Below are 18,993 nucleotides of genomic sequence, written 5' to 3'. Positions count from 1 at the left end.
TAATCAACTCCTATATATTTTTTTCATCCCGTCTTTCATTTATTCTACTCCTACTTTAAATAAATAACTTTCTTATTCTTTTAAAAATAAACGTGAATTTTTGTCTTCCATTATCAACAAAAAAAGCACAGGTTAAAAATTCACATTGTTTTTTAACCTGTACTTCTCGTGAAGTAATACACGCCTCTTTCTCTCGTAAAGAGAAAGAGGCGTGTATTATTAAGATCAACTATTTAATTAGTAAGCATCATTTTAGAACTTGTTTTTGGTCTAATTCATCGCGAATCGCTTTTGTTTTCTCGTCCGTTAAGCTATACATCATAACGGGGATAATAGCTAAGAGATACAGAACAGCTGGTGCAATATTCACAACTATGTTAATTCCATGGATTGCTTCTGCCGTTTGCTCAGCATTTGCGACATATCCAAAATAACCTAGGAGAGCTACAGTTCCAGCTCCTCCTAATGCACTAGCAAATTTGGTAGATATACTTGTTGCAGCATAAGCGGTTCCATCAAGTCGAATACCTTTTTGACATTCGATTTCATCGATAGCGTCTGGCACCATAGCAATAACAATTGGTGTTGAATATTGCATTAAGCCGAACACAAACGTACCAATGAATAATAGTGGTAAATTACTATAATCGATAAAGTATAAGAAACCTAGCGCTATTGCTGAACCTGTATAAGCAAAATAAAGCATTTTCTTTTTTCCAAAAGTTTTAGCAAGGCGTGTAAAAAGAACGATTCCTATGGCTGCACCAATAGCTGGTAGGGGCATTAAAAGAGAAATTAAATCCATTCTTTTAATAACATATAGATAATAGTAGATTTGAACCCCAATTCTACCAAAAAACGCAGTTAACGATAATAATAATATAAGGAAAATGCAAATAAGTGATTTGCTCATTATAATAGCTGAAATAGACTGCTTAATAGAAATCTTTCCAGTATGAACAGGTTGAACGACTTCTTTACATTTAATAAATACGAGATAAAATAGAGGAATAGCAATGGCGGCTAATATGAACGCAGTCATTGTATAACCACGTGCAGTAACCTTTTCTCCAGTTCCTGAACTAAAGAAGATGATTAAAGGCATTGAAATAGTGCTTAATAAAATCGTTCCTAAATTACTAGAGAACATTCTAAAAGAGCTAAGTGCCGTTCGTTCACTTGGATCTTTTGACATGACAGCTGCTAACGAGCCATAAGGTAAATTGACAACGGTATACAAAACACCAAGGCCAATGTAAGTAATGATTGCCCAAGCAATTTTTGCTTCCATATTACCTCCGAAGCTCGGTACGGTAAAAGTTAAGACACTAAACAAAGCTAAAAGCGGTGTACCGTATAATATATATGGTCTAAACCGTCCATGCCTTGATTTTGTACGATCCGCTATCATTCCAATTACAGGATCCTTAACCCCGTCTAGTATTCGCGCAAACAGCATAATCATTGCTACAACTGCAGGTGTAAATCCCACAACGTCCGTATAAAAGATTGTCAAATAAGTTCCACTAAATGTCCAGAATAATTGACTAGAAAAATCTCCTAACCCATAGCTGACCTTTGTCGAAAATGATAACTTTTCAGTTGAAACAACAGCAGACTCTGGATAAATATTTTCCGTTATCACACTGCTCGTATTTAATTTGCTTTCCATTCCCCTCACCCCTTATTTGTAATTAACCCACAATAACAATTTTTGATTAAATCCTTTCGTTTTCCCAAAAAAGAAAACGCTTTCTTTATTTCATTGTATATAGATTAATAGTCCCTCGATATATATTTCTTACACCGATAACGACTAATATTTAACCTGTTACCATTTCCGTCTTCAAAAAGCAGATTAATAATTGATATAATGCTCTTACACACTAGCTTTTATTTTTTAATAACTAAAAAAGCTCTGCCAATCTGCTTTTATTAAGTAGATTGGCAGAGCTAAACGTTATAGCTTGCATGGTTCTGCTAATAGCTTTTTTTCCATTTGCAAATGGCGTCTTGTCATCTCAACCGCGTTATCTGATGCTTCATACTCTGACATAATATATCCATTAAAGTTTGCTTCTTTAATTACCTGTAAAATGTCAGCATAAGGTATGCTTGCTTCTTCAAGGTGCTCAAACATGTAGTGGAACTTGCCGTGAAAATATACAACATATGGCATAATATTCTTAAGACCTTGCAAATCTGGCTCACGTGAAAACGTGACGAATCCATACATTCCTTGAAAAGCTCCCATAACTGCTTCATTAGCACCCTCTTCAATTAAACGTTTCATTGCTTGATCTTTAGGAACACCATCATAGCGTAAGCCTGCAGCCATTTCTAGGAGCTCAAGAGGTGCTCCTTTTTCTAACGCTTCATCCCAATATACTTTATTTGGTTTTGTAGCGAAGCAGCCAAAGTCAGGAACAAAACCGATATAGTCAGAACCAACTTTATCAAACATTTCCACATATGCTTGCGTTTTTGGAGACGATGGGAGCTCTGGATTATGAATCTCAACACCTATTTTTACTCCGTAATTTTCTGCGTACGGAGCTATTTTTTCAATTGCACCAGGTGATAAATGAGGCTGTGCTCTCATCATTTTACACCCTAGTTTATTAGCTGTTTTTAAATCCAGAATAGCTGACTGTACCAACTCATCATCTGTTAAGTCCCTTCCAGTCATGACTCCACGATCCGTGCTCGCTCCATAAGATACAAAATTAATTCCGTAATGATTTGTCATCGCTTTAAATTCGTTAATGACTGTATCAGTAGCATATGGATATGATCGTAGCATCGTTGCTCCAACAAGTTCAAACCCTTCAGCGCCAATTTCAGCAGCTGAAGCAATGCAGTCTTCTAGTGAAAGCTTGCCTTTTACGAAGTCCGTTGAAAAACTAAATAGCGAAACTCCTAGCTTAATTGGGCTCATCTACTTCTACTCCCTTCCGCATCTTTTACCGATAGCGTTTTACTACCAGAAGAATCTAGTACAGCATAGTTATGTTGCGGCGTATTACCAGGAACAAACATATAAGCATTTCTTAATAAAAGAGTTACTTCAATCGTATGCTCCCCGTCGTCCAGTCCATTTGGATTATATACTTTAATAGTTGCTGCTTCGTTTACATTCCAAAACTCTGAAATTAAATATGGAATTTGAGCCATTGTAAATTCTTTATCGTTTAAACAAAAAGTCATATCATTCGAATCAATTTTTTTACCATCTACAACTACTGTTAGTTCTTCAATACAAGATAGGTAATGTCCACGATAGTAGCTAAGGCGAACTTGAAACTCATATCCCAACTTTTTGTCGTTTATATATGTGTTAACTAAGCTATTATCACAAACCGTATCGACAAAATCCAACCTCATTACAAAAGTCATGAGCTTTCCTCCAATTCTTCACTTGTATACTGCAATATTTTTGTTTTGTTCAAACACGACTTCCTTACCTGTTTCCGCTGACTTGTAAATCGCGTCTAAAATCTTGGTTACAATGAACGCTTCCTCTGGCTTCACAAGCGGATCTTTGTCTTCTCTTACCGCTTCTAACCACTGCTTCGCTTCCAATACCTCTGGTGAATTACTTCCGCCTTCAAAGTAAGCAATATTGCCGACCGGTGACTTGCGTTCTTCCACTAATCGTCCATGATGAGAGGAGTTGTACACTAGCTCACGGTCTTTAAAGCCCATTCCAGAAATAACTTCTGCTCCTCCTTTTGTTCCACAAAGCGTTGTTGCCGCTTCTTTAGCGTCTAATATGTTAAGAGCCCACGAAGATTCTAAGTAAACCGTTGCCCCGTTTTCCATTTTGATATAGCCAAATGCTGAGTCTTCTACTTCAAACGTTTCAGGATCCCACGCACCAAACAGATTTCCTTCTGTCGCTTCCGGTAAGTGACCTAATTTATGAAATACGGAACCAGTTACTGACACTGGTTTGTAATTATTCATCATCCAAAGCGTGATATCGAGCGCGTGTGTACCGATATCAATTAGCGGACCGCCACCCTGCTGCGATTTATCCGGAAATACACCCCATGTCGGCACAGCACGGCGGCGCACTGCGTGAGCCTTGGCAAAATAAACGTCACCTAGCTCGTCATTTTCGCACGATTTATGTAGCGCCTGGACTTCTTCACGGAAGCGATTTTGATACGCAATCGTAAATTTTTTTCCTGATTTTTTCCATGCGTCCATCATTTTTTGTGCTGCTTCCGTATTATGCGCCATCGGCTTTTCACACATGACGTGCTTACCAGCTTCAAACGCAGCAACTGTAATTGGGCTATGCATAACGTTTGGCGTTAAAACATGTATAATATCAATCGTTTCATCTTTGAGTAACTCCTGATAATCTTCGTATACCTTCGCATCTTCAGATCCGAATTCACGTGCCGCTTTTTGTGCTCGCTCTACGACTACATCACAAAAGCCAACCATTTCGCACGTATCTTTTAACCCAGATAAAGCCGGAAAATGTTTTTGATGTGCAATGCCCCCGCAGCCAATAATACCAATTCGTAATTTTTTCATTATACAAACACTCCATTTCTTTAATTTATATTGAATCCGTTTACAATTTTTATTTTAACTTTTATTTTCTCTTTTTTCTTTTTTGTTTTTAATGTTCAAACATTGGATTTTCGCCTTTTTTTAGAGCTTTTTCTAACGATTAAACAGGAGGTTAAAAAAGAACGCGTGATTTTTAACCTTTAATACAAAACAACAGCAGTATTTAAATAGCAAAAAGAGGTTAAAATCTTGCAAACAGATTTTAACCTCTAAATAATAAAGTCAACTCATACAGCCGTACCTCGTGTGGCTGTAACTCTCCTGTTAAGATAACGGAATTATTATCGACCACCGCATGATCAACCTTCATATAAGGGACACATTTTTGTTTTAAATAGTTGACTTCATCAGGCTTTATATCATCGACAGAGCCAAAATTCAGCCACTCATCTAACACGCTGCCTTGACAACGATTAATTTTTCGCTCTTTTATTCGGTACTTTCCATTACTAACCCCTTGTATTTCTAGTGAAAGCCTTAGCTCTTCATTATCTTCGAAAATATCGTACTGTTCATTAACGTTGACAGTTCCTTCTGGATACAGATAATATGCATAATCAAAATGCTTATAATTAAAACAAATGATTTGATAGCGATCCCCAGACTTTTTAGTAACGATATAATTCTTACCTTTCGCTACTAAAATTTCTCCTAACTGCTTTAGTAGCATAAAAGAATGATAGCTAGGCTTCCGGATACCGCTTTTTGTTAATAGTCCGGCCCCCCCGTAAATTAAGCTTTTTGCATCTTTAAAATCACTAAAAATATCGGAGCACGTCCAATATCCCATCATATTCACGTAACCGTTTAAATTATCAATAATATTTTTTGCTATATAAGTAGCTTTAAAGCAGCTATCGTTTAATAGCTCTCGATTAGAAATTGATATGTTCCATTCTGTGACGTTCAACTCAAGGTTCTCAAATCCTGAGTGTTCTAAAGCATTTGTCACTTGTTTTAATTTAGTTTGAATATAATCAGGATTTACAGACAGCACATTTTTTTTCTTAATATTAGAGCTATTGGAATCAAGTTCAATGGGATATAAATAAACAGAAAGAAAATCTGGATGTACATCTTTTTCTTTCCACTGTTTAAGAAAAAATTCAAGCCGGTCTTTTTCTAAATCCATCGTTAAACCACATCCACCCACTTTAGCAGTTGGAACAATTTCACTTATTACGGTTTTTAAGCAGCCAAACAGAGTAAAATATTCTTCAAACTGACCAGGATTATGACGATTACTCGAACGCTTTTGCTCCTCGTCTCTTTGCTCACGCATAGGGTCCATTTCCGGACTCCAAATTTCGAAATACCACGTTTCAACTTCTTCTACACTATACCGCTCAACACAGTTCAATAGAAAAGCTTTTATTAACCCTCTCCACTCTGCTAGTGTCTTTTTGCCACTCGTTTGTAAAAAGAGGGAATGATTAAATTTCTTTGAAAGAATTTTAGGCTTTGGTCCAAGTTCTATATAAGGTTTTAATCGATGATTTACTAAAAAATCTAATACCTTATTTACGTTCGAGAAATTGTAGCTAATGCTTTCTCCAGAACAATCTTCGATATGCATCTCATCACTAAATACACCCCAAAATCTACCGTATGTAAAACCCAGCTCATTTTGTAAAAGCACGACCTGTTCTTGCATATCTGAACTTAACAGATCCGTTGCATAGCCTAAATTGATCATTTTGTTCCAATATTTTGTGAAGGCTTTCATTTTACCCATTTTAATTATGTGCGTTTCTCTATTTGGTTCCATGTTATACAACACGACAGTTTGCGCTTCTGTCTGTTTTAGATAGTAGCGCAACTCTTGTAAAACTTCATTATTTTCATATGCCGCCTCTTCTATAACAGAATTCTCTTCTCTTTTTAATACTTGCATTTTCTTTTTGCGATACTCAACCGGTTTTTCTTGATAATGATCGTTAAAAACTCGATTGAACGCAGCTAAATTAGGAAAACCGTTGTCTAAAGCAATTCGCGTAATGGATTTATTTGTAGTCACTAACTCGTTAACTGCATAGGCTAGTCGAACTTTATTGACATATTGAGAAAAAGTCTTTCCCGTTTGCTTTTTAAAGAATTTGGATAAGTATGGAACAGTAATGTACTGAACGCTCGCTACTTCTTCCAACGACAGTGGCTCTCGAAAATTAGCCTGAATATACCCAAGTATTTCATTTAGCCTTTGACTATTTCCTCTTTCTAAAGAGTCTACATTTACTGCTACATTTACTGCTACATTTCTTTGACTTTTTAGATAAAAAGATTGCAGAATCGAAATTAATTTAAAAGCTTTCTCCAACACCTCTACGACTGAAGAATGAGGCTGTTTTAAGTATACCGAAAGTAGCTCTTCAATCCCCCTTCGCAGCTGCTCGCTTTCTGCTTGGCGAACTTCACTTGAATTACACGCAAATATAATATTTTCTTGAGACAAGAGAGAAGATAATTGGAGGTAATTAAAATGAATTATAATAAACAAGTTATCTGCATTGGATACAAAAGAATGTGGTTCATTTGAGTTTATGATAAGAAAATCTTGTTTATTTAATTGATACGCTACATCCCTCACTTTTACGCGTAAAGTACCCTTTATAAGGTAAATCAGCTCAATTTCCTTATGTGCATGATTTAAAGTACTTCTCTCTTGCATGGTAAAAATATCAATAAGCTTTGCATCGATAGGTGTTTGAAATAGTTGAGTAATAATCATAGAATACCTCCAGCAAACTTCTTCTTTATATACTTAAAAGCAACAGAGAACCTGCTCATTAGCAAACAGGTTCTGAATAAAGTATTATGAACCAACAAGGGATTTTAATAATTGCTGATGATTCTTGACTTGTTTCACACTGTCTACCTTTTTAAAATCTTGAATATGTCGATTTCCTTCATATTCACTATTAATATATCCATTATAACCAGCGTCCTGTAAAACTTGAACAATATCTTTATATGGGATACTAGGCTCTTGGAAATCCTTTGTGATATCGTAATATTTACCATGAACATGCATAATATAAGGAATATATTGCTTTAGTATAATAGGATCTGTGTAAATAATATGTCTTGCTAGCTCAGCATAAGCGATATCCACACTATTAGCTTCTTTCATCCCTTTTACAACTTCAAACGTTTCATCTTTGTTAACACCTTTAGCATAACTTTCGCTTACAAACTTAATAATTTTAGGCGTGCCACCGTCCCGGATGTAACGTTCTTCCATCACTGGCGGCATTTTCTTCACAAAGATTCCTAAGTCGGGCATAATCCCAAACCATTTAGTTCTGCTTTTTATGATATATTCCATTCTTTCTTCAAACCAAGGAGTACCAAACGTAAAAGGCGCATGAACCTCTAGAGCAATTTTTACGCCGTATTCTTCAGCATAAGGTAAACTATGCTCAATTACTTCAAGTGGTGTTGACACGAGCGTTCTTAATACTTTAAACCCTAGCTTATTAGCTAATTTTAAATCTCGTACCATCATGTTCACATTTTCTTCTAAAGTAAGCAAGCGATTTGCGAACAACTTATTATCTAGAAATGCATCATAGGCTACGGGCTCTACTCTATATTGATCCATCCAGCCAAACCATTGGTCAACAAATTCATCTGATGCCTTTGGGAAACCTTTCAGCATTTGTTCAGGCAATAACTCGATACCAGTCGCTCCAGTTTTAGACACCTCAGCAATACATTGTTCAAGTGTTAGCTCACCTTTGTAAAACTCTTCTTGATAGCTGTATAAAGAAACTCCTCTTTTGATGTTTCCTTTTTCGCTCATTTTAATTCCCCCATCTCACGTTTTATCCAGCAATAACAAGCTCTTTAGTATCTTCTCCTACGTTTGGCCAAGGTAAATATGAAATTCGCAAACTCATATTAACATTCACCTTATGCTTTCCCTCAGTTAATCCACCTTTTTTATTTACAAATAAACGCGCTTTTTCTCCAAATTCCCACCGATTATTAATTACAGTCGGCAGCTCACTATATAGAAACTCACCTGTTTCTACTTTAAAAATAAGATCGCTGTGCGAAATGGCGATATCATCCACGCTTAAATCGATGCTATTGATTAGTGAAAGCGCAATTCCTCTATAGTATGGAATACGAAGCTGAATTTCAAAGCCAATAATTTCGTTATTTTCTTCTACGTTTTTAAACCCATCTTCGCAAATCATGTATTGTTCAAACATTATCTATTCCTCCTTCTTTAGCATAGCTCTTTAGTTCAAGTAAGCGCTCTATTATTCTTATAGTTATTTTTATTACTCCATCTCTCTCACCATTTCCTGCTTGTTGTTCAACAAATTATTTGAGTGACACCCCTACAAATTTATTTATTGCATCTTGAAAATTTCATCATTGTTAAATAGGGAAATACTGCCTTAGATAATTTTTACTAAGGTTAATTGAGTCTTTCCGTGCTTTTAATGAGCTTTCAAATGCTTTATCTTCCACTTCAATTACCGCATAGCCACAATAGCCAATATCAGTCAGTGCTGATATGTATTGTCCCCAGTTTACATCACCAAGACCCGGTAGCTTAGGTGAAATATACTCTAGGGGCGTTGCCATTACCCCAACATCATCCAGACGGTCTTTATAGACTTTAATGTCTTTAAAGTGAATATGATGAATTCTCTCTTTAAATTCATAAATAGGCTTTATATAATTCATTTGCTGCCACACAAAATGCGACGGATCAAAATTTAGTCCAAAATTCCGATTTGGAATTAAGTCAAATATTTTTCTAAAAATAGCTGGTGTTGTCATTAAATTTTGCCCGCCCGGCCACTCGTCTGAAGTAAAAAGCATTGGACAGTTTTCAATAGCTATTTTCACACCTAAGTCTTCTGCAAATTCAACAATAGGTTTCCAAACTTCTTGGACTGTATTGAGATTTTCTTCAATTGTTTTATGCTGATTTCTACCGATAAATGTGTTAACTAAGTTTATATTGAGCCTATGAGCTGCTTCAATACACTTTTTAATATGAGCAATAGCAAGGGAGCTACCTTCTGTATCTTTATCTAAGGGGTTAGGATAATATGCAATAGCTGAAATATTTACTCTTTTTTCTTCGGTATAATTTTTAATATAGTCGACATCTAAATAATCAACGTCTAAATGCGTCACTCCGGCATACTTACGAAGCGCTTTTCCTCTTGGCCAAGCACATAGTTCGACGCAGGAAAAACCATTGTCAGCAGCAAAATCTATTACTTCTTCAAACGTACACCCCTCCAAAATAGCACTGTTAAATCCTAGCTTCATAGAACCACGTCCTTTTTTTCTAGTTGAATATATAAACTTAGCAATTTGATAGTAATGAAAGAGTTGTTTTGTTTTTTTGAAAAAATGCTGGAGCACAGTTATTAGCTGATTGATAAAAATGATCAATAATGTTCATCATATACACTCCGTGCTCAGCTGGAGCTAGTAAGTCATTATTATAAAGAATGCTATTCGTAAAATGTTCAAATTCATTCATAATCGGATAAGCCGAATTCAGGTCTGGCACGATATCAACACATGTATCCAGCATTTCAGAATAAATCTTTAGTTCTCCATTACGAATGACTGCCCCACCTTTTGTTCCAAGAATTTCAATATATGTTTGATCTTTTTCAATGTTAGAAGCCCAGCTAAATTCAAAGTGTACAGTTCCCCCTTCTTGAAGTCCAATAAAGCCAGTGGCACTATCCTCTACATTAAAAATGCCATGTGGGTCTCCTTTATATCCGTTTCGATTTCGAGTAGTTGTTTGATCAAAATTTTGATGTATAGAACCCGTAATATAAGAAGGCTCAGGCATTCCCATAAGGTAAAGTGCTAAATCTAAATAATGAACACCTAAATCAATCATTACACCTCCACCTGCAAGGCTTTTATTCGTAAACCAAGTGCCACGGCCTGGAATTCCACTGCGTCTAACCCAACCGGCTTTTGCTTGATAAATCGTCCCCAAGTATCCTGCATCAATATATTTTTTTAAATACACAGCTTGATTCGTAAAGCGATTATTAAGTCCTACCATCACTTTTTTACCTGATTGATTTTTAGCATCCACAATTTTCTGCGCTTCAACTGCATTGACAGCCAAAGGCTTTTCACAATGAACGTTGACTCCATTTAATAAGGCATAAACCGCAATTTCAGCATGAATAGAATTAGGCGTGCATATGCTCACAAGATCCAAATTCTCTGTGAGAATCATTTCTACGTAGCTCGTATATACTTTCGTAATCTGACATTTATTCGCTAGCTTTCTCGCATTATTAACATTGACATCACAAATCCCAACAATTTCAACATGAGGAAGATTCATATAGTTATTTAGATGCTTCTTTTCGGCATTACTACCTGCACCAATTAACCCGTACCTTAACTTTCTCTTCGCCATTTCATTTTCTCCCTCCTATTGTTAAAATAATAAATTCTTCATGTAGCTAATCGTGTAATCAATACCTTTTTCTCCTAAGTCTCCTGTCCATACTGGTGAATGTGGTTCAATACTTAATCCACCGGTGTATCCGTTCACTCTTAGTAGTGATATAAACGTTTTCCAATCAGTTTGGTCCAAACCTGCAGGTGGATCATCTACGCGCTTACCGTTCACTATAAGAGATCCTTTTAAATGCACATGGTTAAAGCGTTTCCCCCACTCTAACGTCTCTTGAAGATAATCTCCACCAAAATAACGGCTGTGTGACGGATCAAATTTTATACCTAAATTCTTTAAATGCCCGTGAACAGTCTTCCAAACTTCCGGATTATGCACAAAATTTACTTTCCGACAATTATACGATGAAATGTTCACGCCTTTTGTTTTACCATATTCAATTAAAATAGAGAAAAAATCGATTGCAGCGGAGCAATTTTCATAGTAAGAAAGCTCTTCTACATAATTACAACCGCTAACAAAATTAGCACACTCTAGTTCACTTGCCACATCAATTAACTTAAAACATTTTTGAAGCTCATCTTCAATTACACGCCCTTGTGGATTGATTCGAATCGACTTCCATCTTCCAATTGATCCAACGTTAACACCGTATTTATCCTTCCATTGTGCTAATTGTTTTTTATTTCGATAAAACTCCTCTACGTCATGACCTTCATTTATACATAGCTCTACAAAATCCAGTTCTTTTTGCTGTGCATTTTGAAAATTTTCTTCTGTTGGCTTTGCTATTATCCCAAGTTGCACCCGTGTTACAACTCCTTTCTGCATTGCTATTCCATAGATTAAATTGTTATAAAAATACCTTTATACATATCTTATCTTTTTTGTCGCATCACGACTTTCAGGCTCTTAACCAACTATGCGCAATTCTTTATGCACTTTTTTCATTTACATCATGTCAAAAAAAAAGAGGTTAAAAATCAATTAGTGATTTTTAACCTCTTTATATAAGTTTACTTGTCCTCTACTAATCATTCATGTTTAAACAACTGATGTTTACCAATTAACCCCTATTTCATACCTCATTAAGCACGCTTGTTGAGATACTATTTGGCTTATATCTTCTAGCTTTTTCACAAAAATAAAGCATCTTTTAAAAGTTATATAACTTATAAAAAAGTACTTACACAAACGAATTTTCCTTTTAGCCTTTAGAGTATCGTTCAAAAAAGATATAATAAGAGTGTTACAGATTAAATACATACAGAGGAGGTCAACATGAACGAACCATCCAATTTTTCTCCTTATCTTATTAAACAAATCAGCGATGCGATCGATGACAATATCAAAGCAAAGTGCATAGACTTTTTATATGATTCTCATTCGTTTTTTTCGAATGAAAAAGATTTTATAGAAGACTACATTTTAAATATATTGCAAGATACGTTTGTTTTAGAGAATAAATTAATAAATCCTAAGGAAATACGAAACCCAGCCTACAAAAGAAGACAATCAAATAAGAAAAACTGGCTGCAAACGTTAAAAAAAGATATTAAAGCACAAAAGCCTAATCCTATTTTTGAAGACATTGAATTGGCCAAAAAGGTGATGGATAAAAAAGTGGATACCGAACACTTAAAAAAGCTGTTTGGCGTAGAAAAACCTGAAGATATTTTAAAGATAAAGTTAAAAGAAGTAGAGGCATGGGCTAAAAGTAAAAAAACAAACATTACCGATTTTCCTTATTTAGATTCAAAAATGAATTATCAAATAGAGAAAGCATTTCACACGGACTTTACTTTTTTAATTGCTGAAATCATATTAGAAAAATACAACGGAAATCTGAGTAACTGGATTGATAAACGATTAAATTCATGGGTAGAGGCCCCTATCTTCTCAAACGAAAGTCATTCTCTTAAAACCAATATGGAAGTTAAAACAAACTCCCAAGAAGTCGTTTTATATAATGACTATAAAGTTGATGAAGAATATTTCATTCGCACCATTATCCCTGTGAATGATAATCAAACGGTTCTTTCCAAACGAAATATGGTTTTAGACCCAAAGGATTCCCAAATTATCCAGTTTGCTCTTTCACAGCGCGACGAGATGTTTTATAAAGAAAAAACGGTGACTCTTGATTTAGCGGATATCGTGAAAGAAATTTATAATTCAAAAGGTGTAAAAAACTATGAAGCCGTTGAAGCCCGCATTATGAAAATTGCCAGATATCACGTAGAAGGTGTAGCAAAGAAGAAAAATTCCAGAGATACAAAATTTGCGATCAACTTCTTTCAAAAGGCTGTTATTGAAACCGATGAAGTAACGGGCAGACGATATGCAACGATTGTATTTAGCGATGATACGCATCAAGGCTTTTTAAATCAGCAGTTTGTACAAATTTACAGTGACGTTATTAAAAAGTTTAAAGATAACTCGCTGTCTTCTTTGCTGCTGTATGCATTTCAAAAAGAGCGTTTAGACTGTTATTTACAAGAAAAGTCTTACACTCATTTTTACCCGTATCAATATTTTGCTTCAAAAGTTCGTTTTCGTTCAAAGAAAATTGATGTAAACCTAAAATTAATTAATGAATCTCTAGCAGAATTTGTTAGCAATCAAGTACTGATCCAAAGTTATCAGCAAAAACTTCAAGGATTTGAAATCTCTTTTATTCCTCTTCAAAATTATGAAATTCAAGACTATTTTGGAGGAGAACATAGAGAAACATTGGAAGGGTAAATCATTCCCTTCCTTTTTTATTTGACATTTTGCCATTTTCGTCTTTTTGATACAAAATCTCCCTCTATTTTCATTTCATAGTTTGGAAGTTTTGTCATTTTTAACGTACTACACAAAAGCTTTTGCCGTTTTTTACGTACTCCTCCGCTACTTTTGCCGTTTTCTGCGTACTAATTACTGTCTTTTGCTGTTTTTGACGTACTACTTTGCTTCTTTTGCTGTTTTTGACGTACTAAATTCATTTTATTTACTCGTCATCACTTATTAATTGTTAATTATTCTCTTTTTTTCGTAAAACAATCCTACCTTTTGCCGTTTTTGACGTACTCCTTCACTACTTTTGCCGTTTTCTGCGTACTAAACATTGCTTTTCCCTTTGTTATTGCCTTTTCAAACCCCATTTTTTATTTTTTTCGCAGCATATATAAAGCTTTTGCCATTTTTAACGTACCAAACGATAACTTTTGCTGTTTTTAGCGTACTACCAGGTCGTTTTTGACGTTTTTCACGTACTAAAAATAGCTTTTGCCATTTTTGACGTACTATTGAAATTCATTGTGTTATTTACAGCGATCAGAGAAGTGATTTTTTTCCCTTTTTTTAGGTGAATCAAGATCACTTTTGCTGTTTTTGGCGTACCACTCTTCACTTTTGCTATTTTCGGCGTACTATATTGAGCCTTTTGCCGTTTTTTACGTACTAAAACGCATAAAGTTTTTTTTGATTTTTACTGATCGTAACAAACACTGTTCTACCGGCGCTTGCTTGCTTTTGCCGTTTTTGTCGTACTAAAAAACCTATACGCTGAATCCCTTGCTATGACAGCATTCTTTGAGCCTTTTGCCGTTTTTCGCGTACTACTCGTTCGTTTGCGATTCTGTTTCTTATTGATATAATTTTCACAAGGTATTCTTTGTTATTTTACCCTAATAAATTATTGTTGATATGAAATAGATTGGAGGGATTCTCATGATAAAAAAAGAATTTGCGAAAATTGGAAAACAAATTATTCGCCAATTGTCTAGCACCGTAGAAAAATATAAAGATATTGAAGATCACATGGACCTAGACGCTGATGGGAACCCTACAATCAAAACAGTGGCAGAACATCACCGTTTATCTAAATCTCAAATTTCACAATTAATTTTTTATCACTTCCTTCACGTTGATGAAAGAGGTATTATTTGTGATGTTTCTGAAAAAGAGATTGCAGCCGCTTTGAATTGTACAGTTCGAACAGTTCGCAACAACAATGTAGTATTAGCAGAAACAGAATTAATTTCCTATTCTCGCAGCGGCAAAGGAATCAATATTTGTATTGTTCCCTACCCTCAATATTTTGAAGAACACGGCTTTGGGTTTATGGAATTAGAATATACTCGCTTTGAAGAACTTATTCTAATTGAAAACGTAAATGCCCTTCGCTTAGAGCTGCGCAAAGAATTGGTTTATGACAACGATACGATTAAGCGTCAGTTTAATCCTGGAGAAAACACTTCAAAAATTAGCTTTAATGATTATAAAATTTTTACGCCGAAATATACTCACTACAAGGGTATGATGCAAAAAATAGCTGAAACGCAGGCGAGCGCATTTAAAACCGTTGTCCAAGGATCTACTATTTTCTTTGTTTTAAAAGACGGAGCTAAAAATGGCAAGATGTCAAAACAAGAAAAGAGAGATCAATACGATGCGGCGATTCGACGTACTATTGAAGAGACTTTTGTAAAATTATCTGGACACAGCACAGATTCTACAGGAATTGTTATGTCTTCATTCCAAAACGAAGACATCGCTGATTTGGTTCAGCTTTCTTTTGAATATGGTATTGAACGAGTGAAGTCTGCCCTTTATACATTGATTGAACAGGCCTTCTTCAGCCATGATGCTCAAGTCGTTGAAAATTACGGTGGGAAAATCCGTACGCTCATTCGAAAAGAGCTTTCAAAAAATCTTCAAGATCAAGTCCCTGCCGAACTTACAGCTTCATAAGGGGCTTCTTTGGCATGCCTTTTTTTTATTTTCTATCCCTTCTCCTCTCTTTTTGATACAAATAGTACAAACAAACACCCATTTTTCAGCTCTCCAATTCCATTATCCTATCCATATAAACGTAATAAGTTTAAATAAATGATATTTCTTGTGTATAACTATGGAATATTACTAAAAAAACACCTTCATACTTATCCACAAAAAGAAAGAAAACATATTCAATGACTGTTATATCATCCTCTTTATTAATAAAAACATCCCTTTTATTTTTTTATTAACGATAATTTCCAGGTTATTTACTCTTTAACATAACTACTTTTATCCACAGTGGAAATAATTCATACTTTTGACAGCAATCTTCATACTATTGATTTTAAAATCCATCTATTGTAGAAGAAAAAACATAGTAAATAAAATAGATTCCATATCTACTACGATAAAAAACATCCTTTAGCCAAAGGATGCTGTTCACAAAAAAGGGCTATTTTCCACACAGTTATTTATTGAAAAGCTATTTTCTTTCTAACCCTTGATATCATTGGGTTTTTAGAGGATTTTTCTTTCTTTAATATCTGTATATAATGTTTGCTAATAAGATCTATACTAATCTCTGCTATAAGATTTTATTTAATATTTGTATAAAGAAATGTTTTAAAAATATCTATACCTGAGGATTTTCACTTTTTCTAAATTAAGGAGTTTTCATTACATATACCAAATACAAATAAATTAAAATAAAATAAAACAATAGTTCAAACGCCTCTTAATAAATTCTAGTAGTATATTTTTTAAAATAAATTATACTATTCAGTAGAGAAAAATTTATAAAGCAAGAAAGGGACTTAGTCATGAAATACATACAGTGGGTACAGCAAACTTTATTTAATACCGGTAGGTGGATTGACATTAGTGAAGTAATCATAAAGATTATCCTCATTTTTATCATTGCTCAAATTGTCATCCGGTTTGCTCGCAGTGTCATTAATAAAATCTTTGATTTCAGATTTAAAACTAAACTGCTGAGGTACAACGAACGAAAAGAAATAACGCTGAAAAAACTTTGTCTGAGCATTGTCATGTACGTTGTGTATTTTATTGCACTTATTACGTCTTTAGAGGCAATCGGAATTAATATGAAAGCACTTTTAGCTGGTATTAGCGTAGCAGGGTTTATTACAGGCTTAGGTGCACAGAATTTGATTAAAGATATTTTAAACGGGTTTTTTATTCTATTTGAAGATCAATTCTCAGTAGGAGATCACGTATCTATAAATGATACGAAAGGAACTGTTGAAGAAATTGGATTGCGCACGACAAAAATTCGCGGAGTCGACGGAGAGTTTTATTTTTTTGCTAATAGTAACATTACAAAAGTAGCGAACTACACGCTCGGTGAAATCCCCGAAATACATACACCTGAACAAATAAAAACTCGTGAAGAATAGCTTCACGAGTTTTTATTTACGACCGTTGTAAAGAATTGATCATATGATGTAAGGTGATAATCTGCTTCAATATCGTTATTTTGAAATGCACATGTTTTAATTCCCAGTTCACGGGCAGGTTTTAAGTCGAGTTCGCGATCCCCAATTACTAAATCGAGCTGATACTTATCGTGAAGATAGGCATAAGCTCCGCTATCAGGCTTTCGTTTGTAGCCATCATCCTTTGTAATAATCTCCGTGAAGTAGTGCTCCATATTAAAAAATGCCAGGATATCAAGCGTAGATTGTCTAGACTTGTGCGTAACAATTACATTTGTATCCGCAAAGCTCAGTACGTCTTCTACGTGAGAAAAAGCAGGCTTATCTTTAGGATTGATTTTTTGTTCGAGCACATGGAAGTGTTTATCAAACAAAGACTTTTCAATATCAAAATGCTTGATTGCTACGTCAGAAGATATTTTCATTTGTTTTAAAATATCATCTTCTGAAATCGTTTGATCTGTTAGTAATTCTTTGAATGCTTTCACGATAGTCGGATAGGTATCAAAGATGGTTCCATCAAAGTCCCATAAAATATTCATTTTCGCTGTCTCTCCTTTTTTAAAAACGTAACGATTATACCAAATTTTTCATTGCTTGTCAGTGAATCATTTTGTCGTCGTTGCATTTAAAGTAAAAAAACTCGTTTTATACGAGTTTTTTTACTTTATTAGCTGCTGCTGCACCCACTCCCGCAGCTAGAGCTTGAACAGCTTGAACTGCTGCAGTTTGAACTCGAACAGCTGCTGCCGCTGTCATGATGGTGATGACCTCCATCGTTGTGGTGATGGTGGCGGTTGTCTTCCCAGGGGCTTGAACAGCTATACCCACTGTAAGAGGCTGTCTCTCCCGCATACATCGTCTTTTTATATAGCAACAGTTCATTCATATGGCTTGAAAAGCTGGTGGCTTTGTAGAGAGAATAAAAAACAAAGCCTTGAAGAAGAAGTTCGTTTGATACATTTCCTTTTTTAGCCGCTTTTTTAAAATAAGTTGATCCGCCCGTTTTTTTTCTTTTTCGTGCAGCAGTGACTTCTTCTTTTAACGTTTGAATCAGGACTCTCTGCTGTTTTTCCCATTTGCCGTTTCTTAAAAAATAGCGATCTAGTAATTCATCTTCTGATAACCTTTGAAAATCTTGAAGCGTACTTTTATCAAGCGGATGCTGAAAAAACTTCCCCCAAAGCAGTCGGCTGTTACCCGTTATGTCAAACAAATGAGCATACATCCAATCAAAGAACGCTCGCTTATTCGGCTGTGGGGATGGAGCTGTTTCTACATTTGGCTGATGATGCAAAAAACGGTTGAAAAAACGGTCTGTAAAGCGCTCATAATCTACTGTAAACATAATCATTTCATGCCATACTTCATCTACTTTTGCACTAAACATTGGTACGTCTTTGATGACTGCATTTAATAAAAAATAGCGCTTCATCTCAAAAAACGTCCATTCTACTTCATCGGCTTTTGTATTTCGCCCTTGCATACGCTGTTTCACTTGCTGAACATAGGCTGCCGGTAAAGAATCTTCTAGTGAATGAACTATATCTTCAAAGCCATTATCTTTATGTATTCCGAGCTCATCTGGAAGCTCCTCTTTATACAAGCGAAATCTTCTCGACTTTGCAACCCCTTTAATAATCAAAACTAAAAGAATTACGGCTCCTACTATAATTGCTGCTATCATCTTCTTCCCCCTGTATCGTATCTATATATTCAATATTTTACCACATTCGTAAAACACAAAAAAAGAGCTCA

Annotated in this window: 15 protein-coding genes; 3 read left to right on the top strand and 12 right to left on the bottom strand. The window is 35.1% G+C overall.

Features of this window, described 5'->3' with window-relative positions; genetic code table 11:
• Nucleotides 1-247: 247 nt before the first annotated feature.
• The 10 genes from ACH0CI_RS09985 to ACH0CI_RS09940 form a co-directional block, all read right to left on the bottom strand.
• Entirely contained in the window at nt 248-1,672 is a 1,425-nt protein-coding gene (locus tag ACH0CI_RS09985) for an MFS transporter (RefSeq protein ID WP_335707625.1), read from the bottom strand.
• A gap of 288 nt (nt 1,673-1,960) precedes the next feature.
• The gene (locus tag ACH0CI_RS09980; RefSeq protein ID WP_335707624.1) at nt 1,961-2,938 is read right to left on the bottom strand and encodes a sugar phosphate isomerase/epimerase family protein; all 978 of its coding nucleotides are present in this window, start codon (nt 2,936-2,938) and stop codon (nt 1,961-1,963) included.
• Nucleotides 2,935-3,396 (bottom strand): C-glycoside deglycosidase beta subunit domain-containing protein, encoded by a 462-nt coding sequence (locus ACH0CI_RS09975; RefSeq protein WP_335707623.1) that lies wholly within the window; start codon nt 3,394-3,396, stop codon nt 2,935-2,937. Before ACH0CI_RS09975 ends, ACH0CI_RS09980 begins: the two co-directional genes overlap by 4 nt.
• 18 nt (nt 3,397-3,414) lie before the next feature.
• The gene (locus ACH0CI_RS09970) at nt 3,415-4,548 is read right to left on the bottom strand and encodes a Gfo/Idh/MocA family protein (protein WP_335707622.1); all 1,134 of its coding nucleotides are present in this window, start codon (nt 4,546-4,548) and stop codon (nt 3,415-3,417) included.
• 241 nt (nt 4,549-4,789) lie between these two features.
• Complete coding sequence (locus tag ACH0CI_RS09965) at nt 4,790-7,315, bottom strand: GH39 family glycosyl hydrolase (protein WP_406901338.1); 2,526 nt, start codon at nt 7,313-7,315, stop codon at nt 4,790-4,792.
• Between the two features lie 84 nt (nt 7,316-7,399).
• The gene (locus ACH0CI_RS09960) at nt 7,400-8,389 is read right to left on the bottom strand and encodes a sugar phosphate isomerase/epimerase family protein (protein ID WP_406901337.1); all 990 of its coding nucleotides are present in this window, start codon (nt 8,387-8,389) and stop codon (nt 7,400-7,402) included.
• A 22-nt stretch (nt 8,390-8,411) separates the two neighbouring features.
• The gene (locus ACH0CI_RS09955; protein ID WP_311264666.1) at nt 8,412-8,804 is read right to left on the bottom strand and encodes a C-glycoside deglycosidase beta subunit domain-containing protein; all 393 of its coding nucleotides are present in this window, start codon (nt 8,802-8,804) and stop codon (nt 8,412-8,414) included.
• A gap of 172 nt (nt 8,805-8,976) precedes the next feature.
• Nucleotides 8,977-9,885, bottom strand: a complete 909-nt coding sequence (locus tag ACH0CI_RS09950) for a sugar phosphate isomerase/epimerase family protein (RefSeq protein ID WP_335707619.1) — start codon at nt 9,883-9,885, stop codon at nt 8,977-8,979.
• Nucleotides 9,886-9,922: 37 nt separating this feature from the next.
• Nucleotides 9,923-11,014, bottom strand: a complete 1,092-nt coding sequence (locus ACH0CI_RS09945) for a Gfo/Idh/MocA family protein (protein WP_335707618.1) — start codon at nt 11,012-11,014, stop codon at nt 9,923-9,925.
• A gap of 21 nt (nt 11,015-11,035) precedes the next feature.
• Nucleotides 11,036-11,821 carry a sugar phosphate isomerase/epimerase family protein gene (locus tag ACH0CI_RS09940; protein WP_335707617.1) on the bottom strand — a complete coding sequence of 262 codons (786 nt, stop codon included), beginning with the start codon at nt 11,819-11,821 and terminating at the stop codon, nt 11,036-11,038.
• Between the two features lie 474 nt (nt 11,822-12,295).
• On the opposite strand from ACH0CI_RS09940, the gene ACH0CI_RS09935 reads away from it, so the two are divergent.
• The 3 genes from ACH0CI_RS09935 (at nt 12,296) to ACH0CI_RS09925 (ending at nt 17,196) form a co-directional block, all read left to right on the top strand.
• Nucleotides 12,296-13,759, top strand: coding sequence for a hypothetical protein (locus ACH0CI_RS09935; protein WP_328127248.1), 1,464 nt, complete (start codon nt 12,296-12,298; stop codon nt 13,757-13,759).
• A 969-nt stretch (nt 13,760-14,728) separates the two neighbouring features.
• Nucleotides 14,729-15,751: a hypothetical protein gene (locus ACH0CI_RS09930; protein ID WP_335707616.1), complete on the top strand. Its 1,023-nt coding sequence runs from the start codon at nt 14,729-14,731 to the stop codon at nt 15,749-15,751.
• Between the two features lie 848 nt (nt 15,752-16,599).
• Entirely contained in the window at nt 16,600-17,196 is a 597-nt protein-coding gene (locus ACH0CI_RS09925; RefSeq protein ID WP_028412904.1) for a mechanosensitive ion channel family protein, read from the top strand.
• A gap of 2 nt (nt 17,197-17,198) precedes the next feature.
• Here the strand turns inward: ACH0CI_RS09925 and ACH0CI_RS09920 are convergent, their stop codons facing one another.
• Complete coding sequence (locus ACH0CI_RS09920) at nt 17,199-17,777, bottom strand: HAD-IA family hydrolase (RefSeq protein ID WP_033579376.1); 579 nt, start codon at nt 17,775-17,777, stop codon at nt 17,199-17,201.
• A 128-nt stretch (nt 17,778-17,905) separates the two neighbouring features.
• Nucleotides 17,906-18,922, bottom strand: coding sequence for a glycine-rich domain-containing protein (locus tag ACH0CI_RS09915; RefSeq protein WP_406901336.1), 1,017 nt, complete (start codon nt 18,920-18,922; stop codon nt 17,906-17,908).
• Nucleotides 18,923-18,993: the final 71 nt, after the last annotated feature.

The organism is Priestia sp. 179-F W1.4 NHS (genome assembly GCF_045369295.1).
In the GTDB taxonomy this organism is placed as follows: domain Bacteria; phylum Bacillota; class Bacilli; order Bacillales; family Bacillaceae_H; genus Priestia; species Priestia zanthoxyli.
Note: the sequence above shows the minus strand (reverse complement) of the source record. Positions and strands in the feature narration are given on the sequence as shown.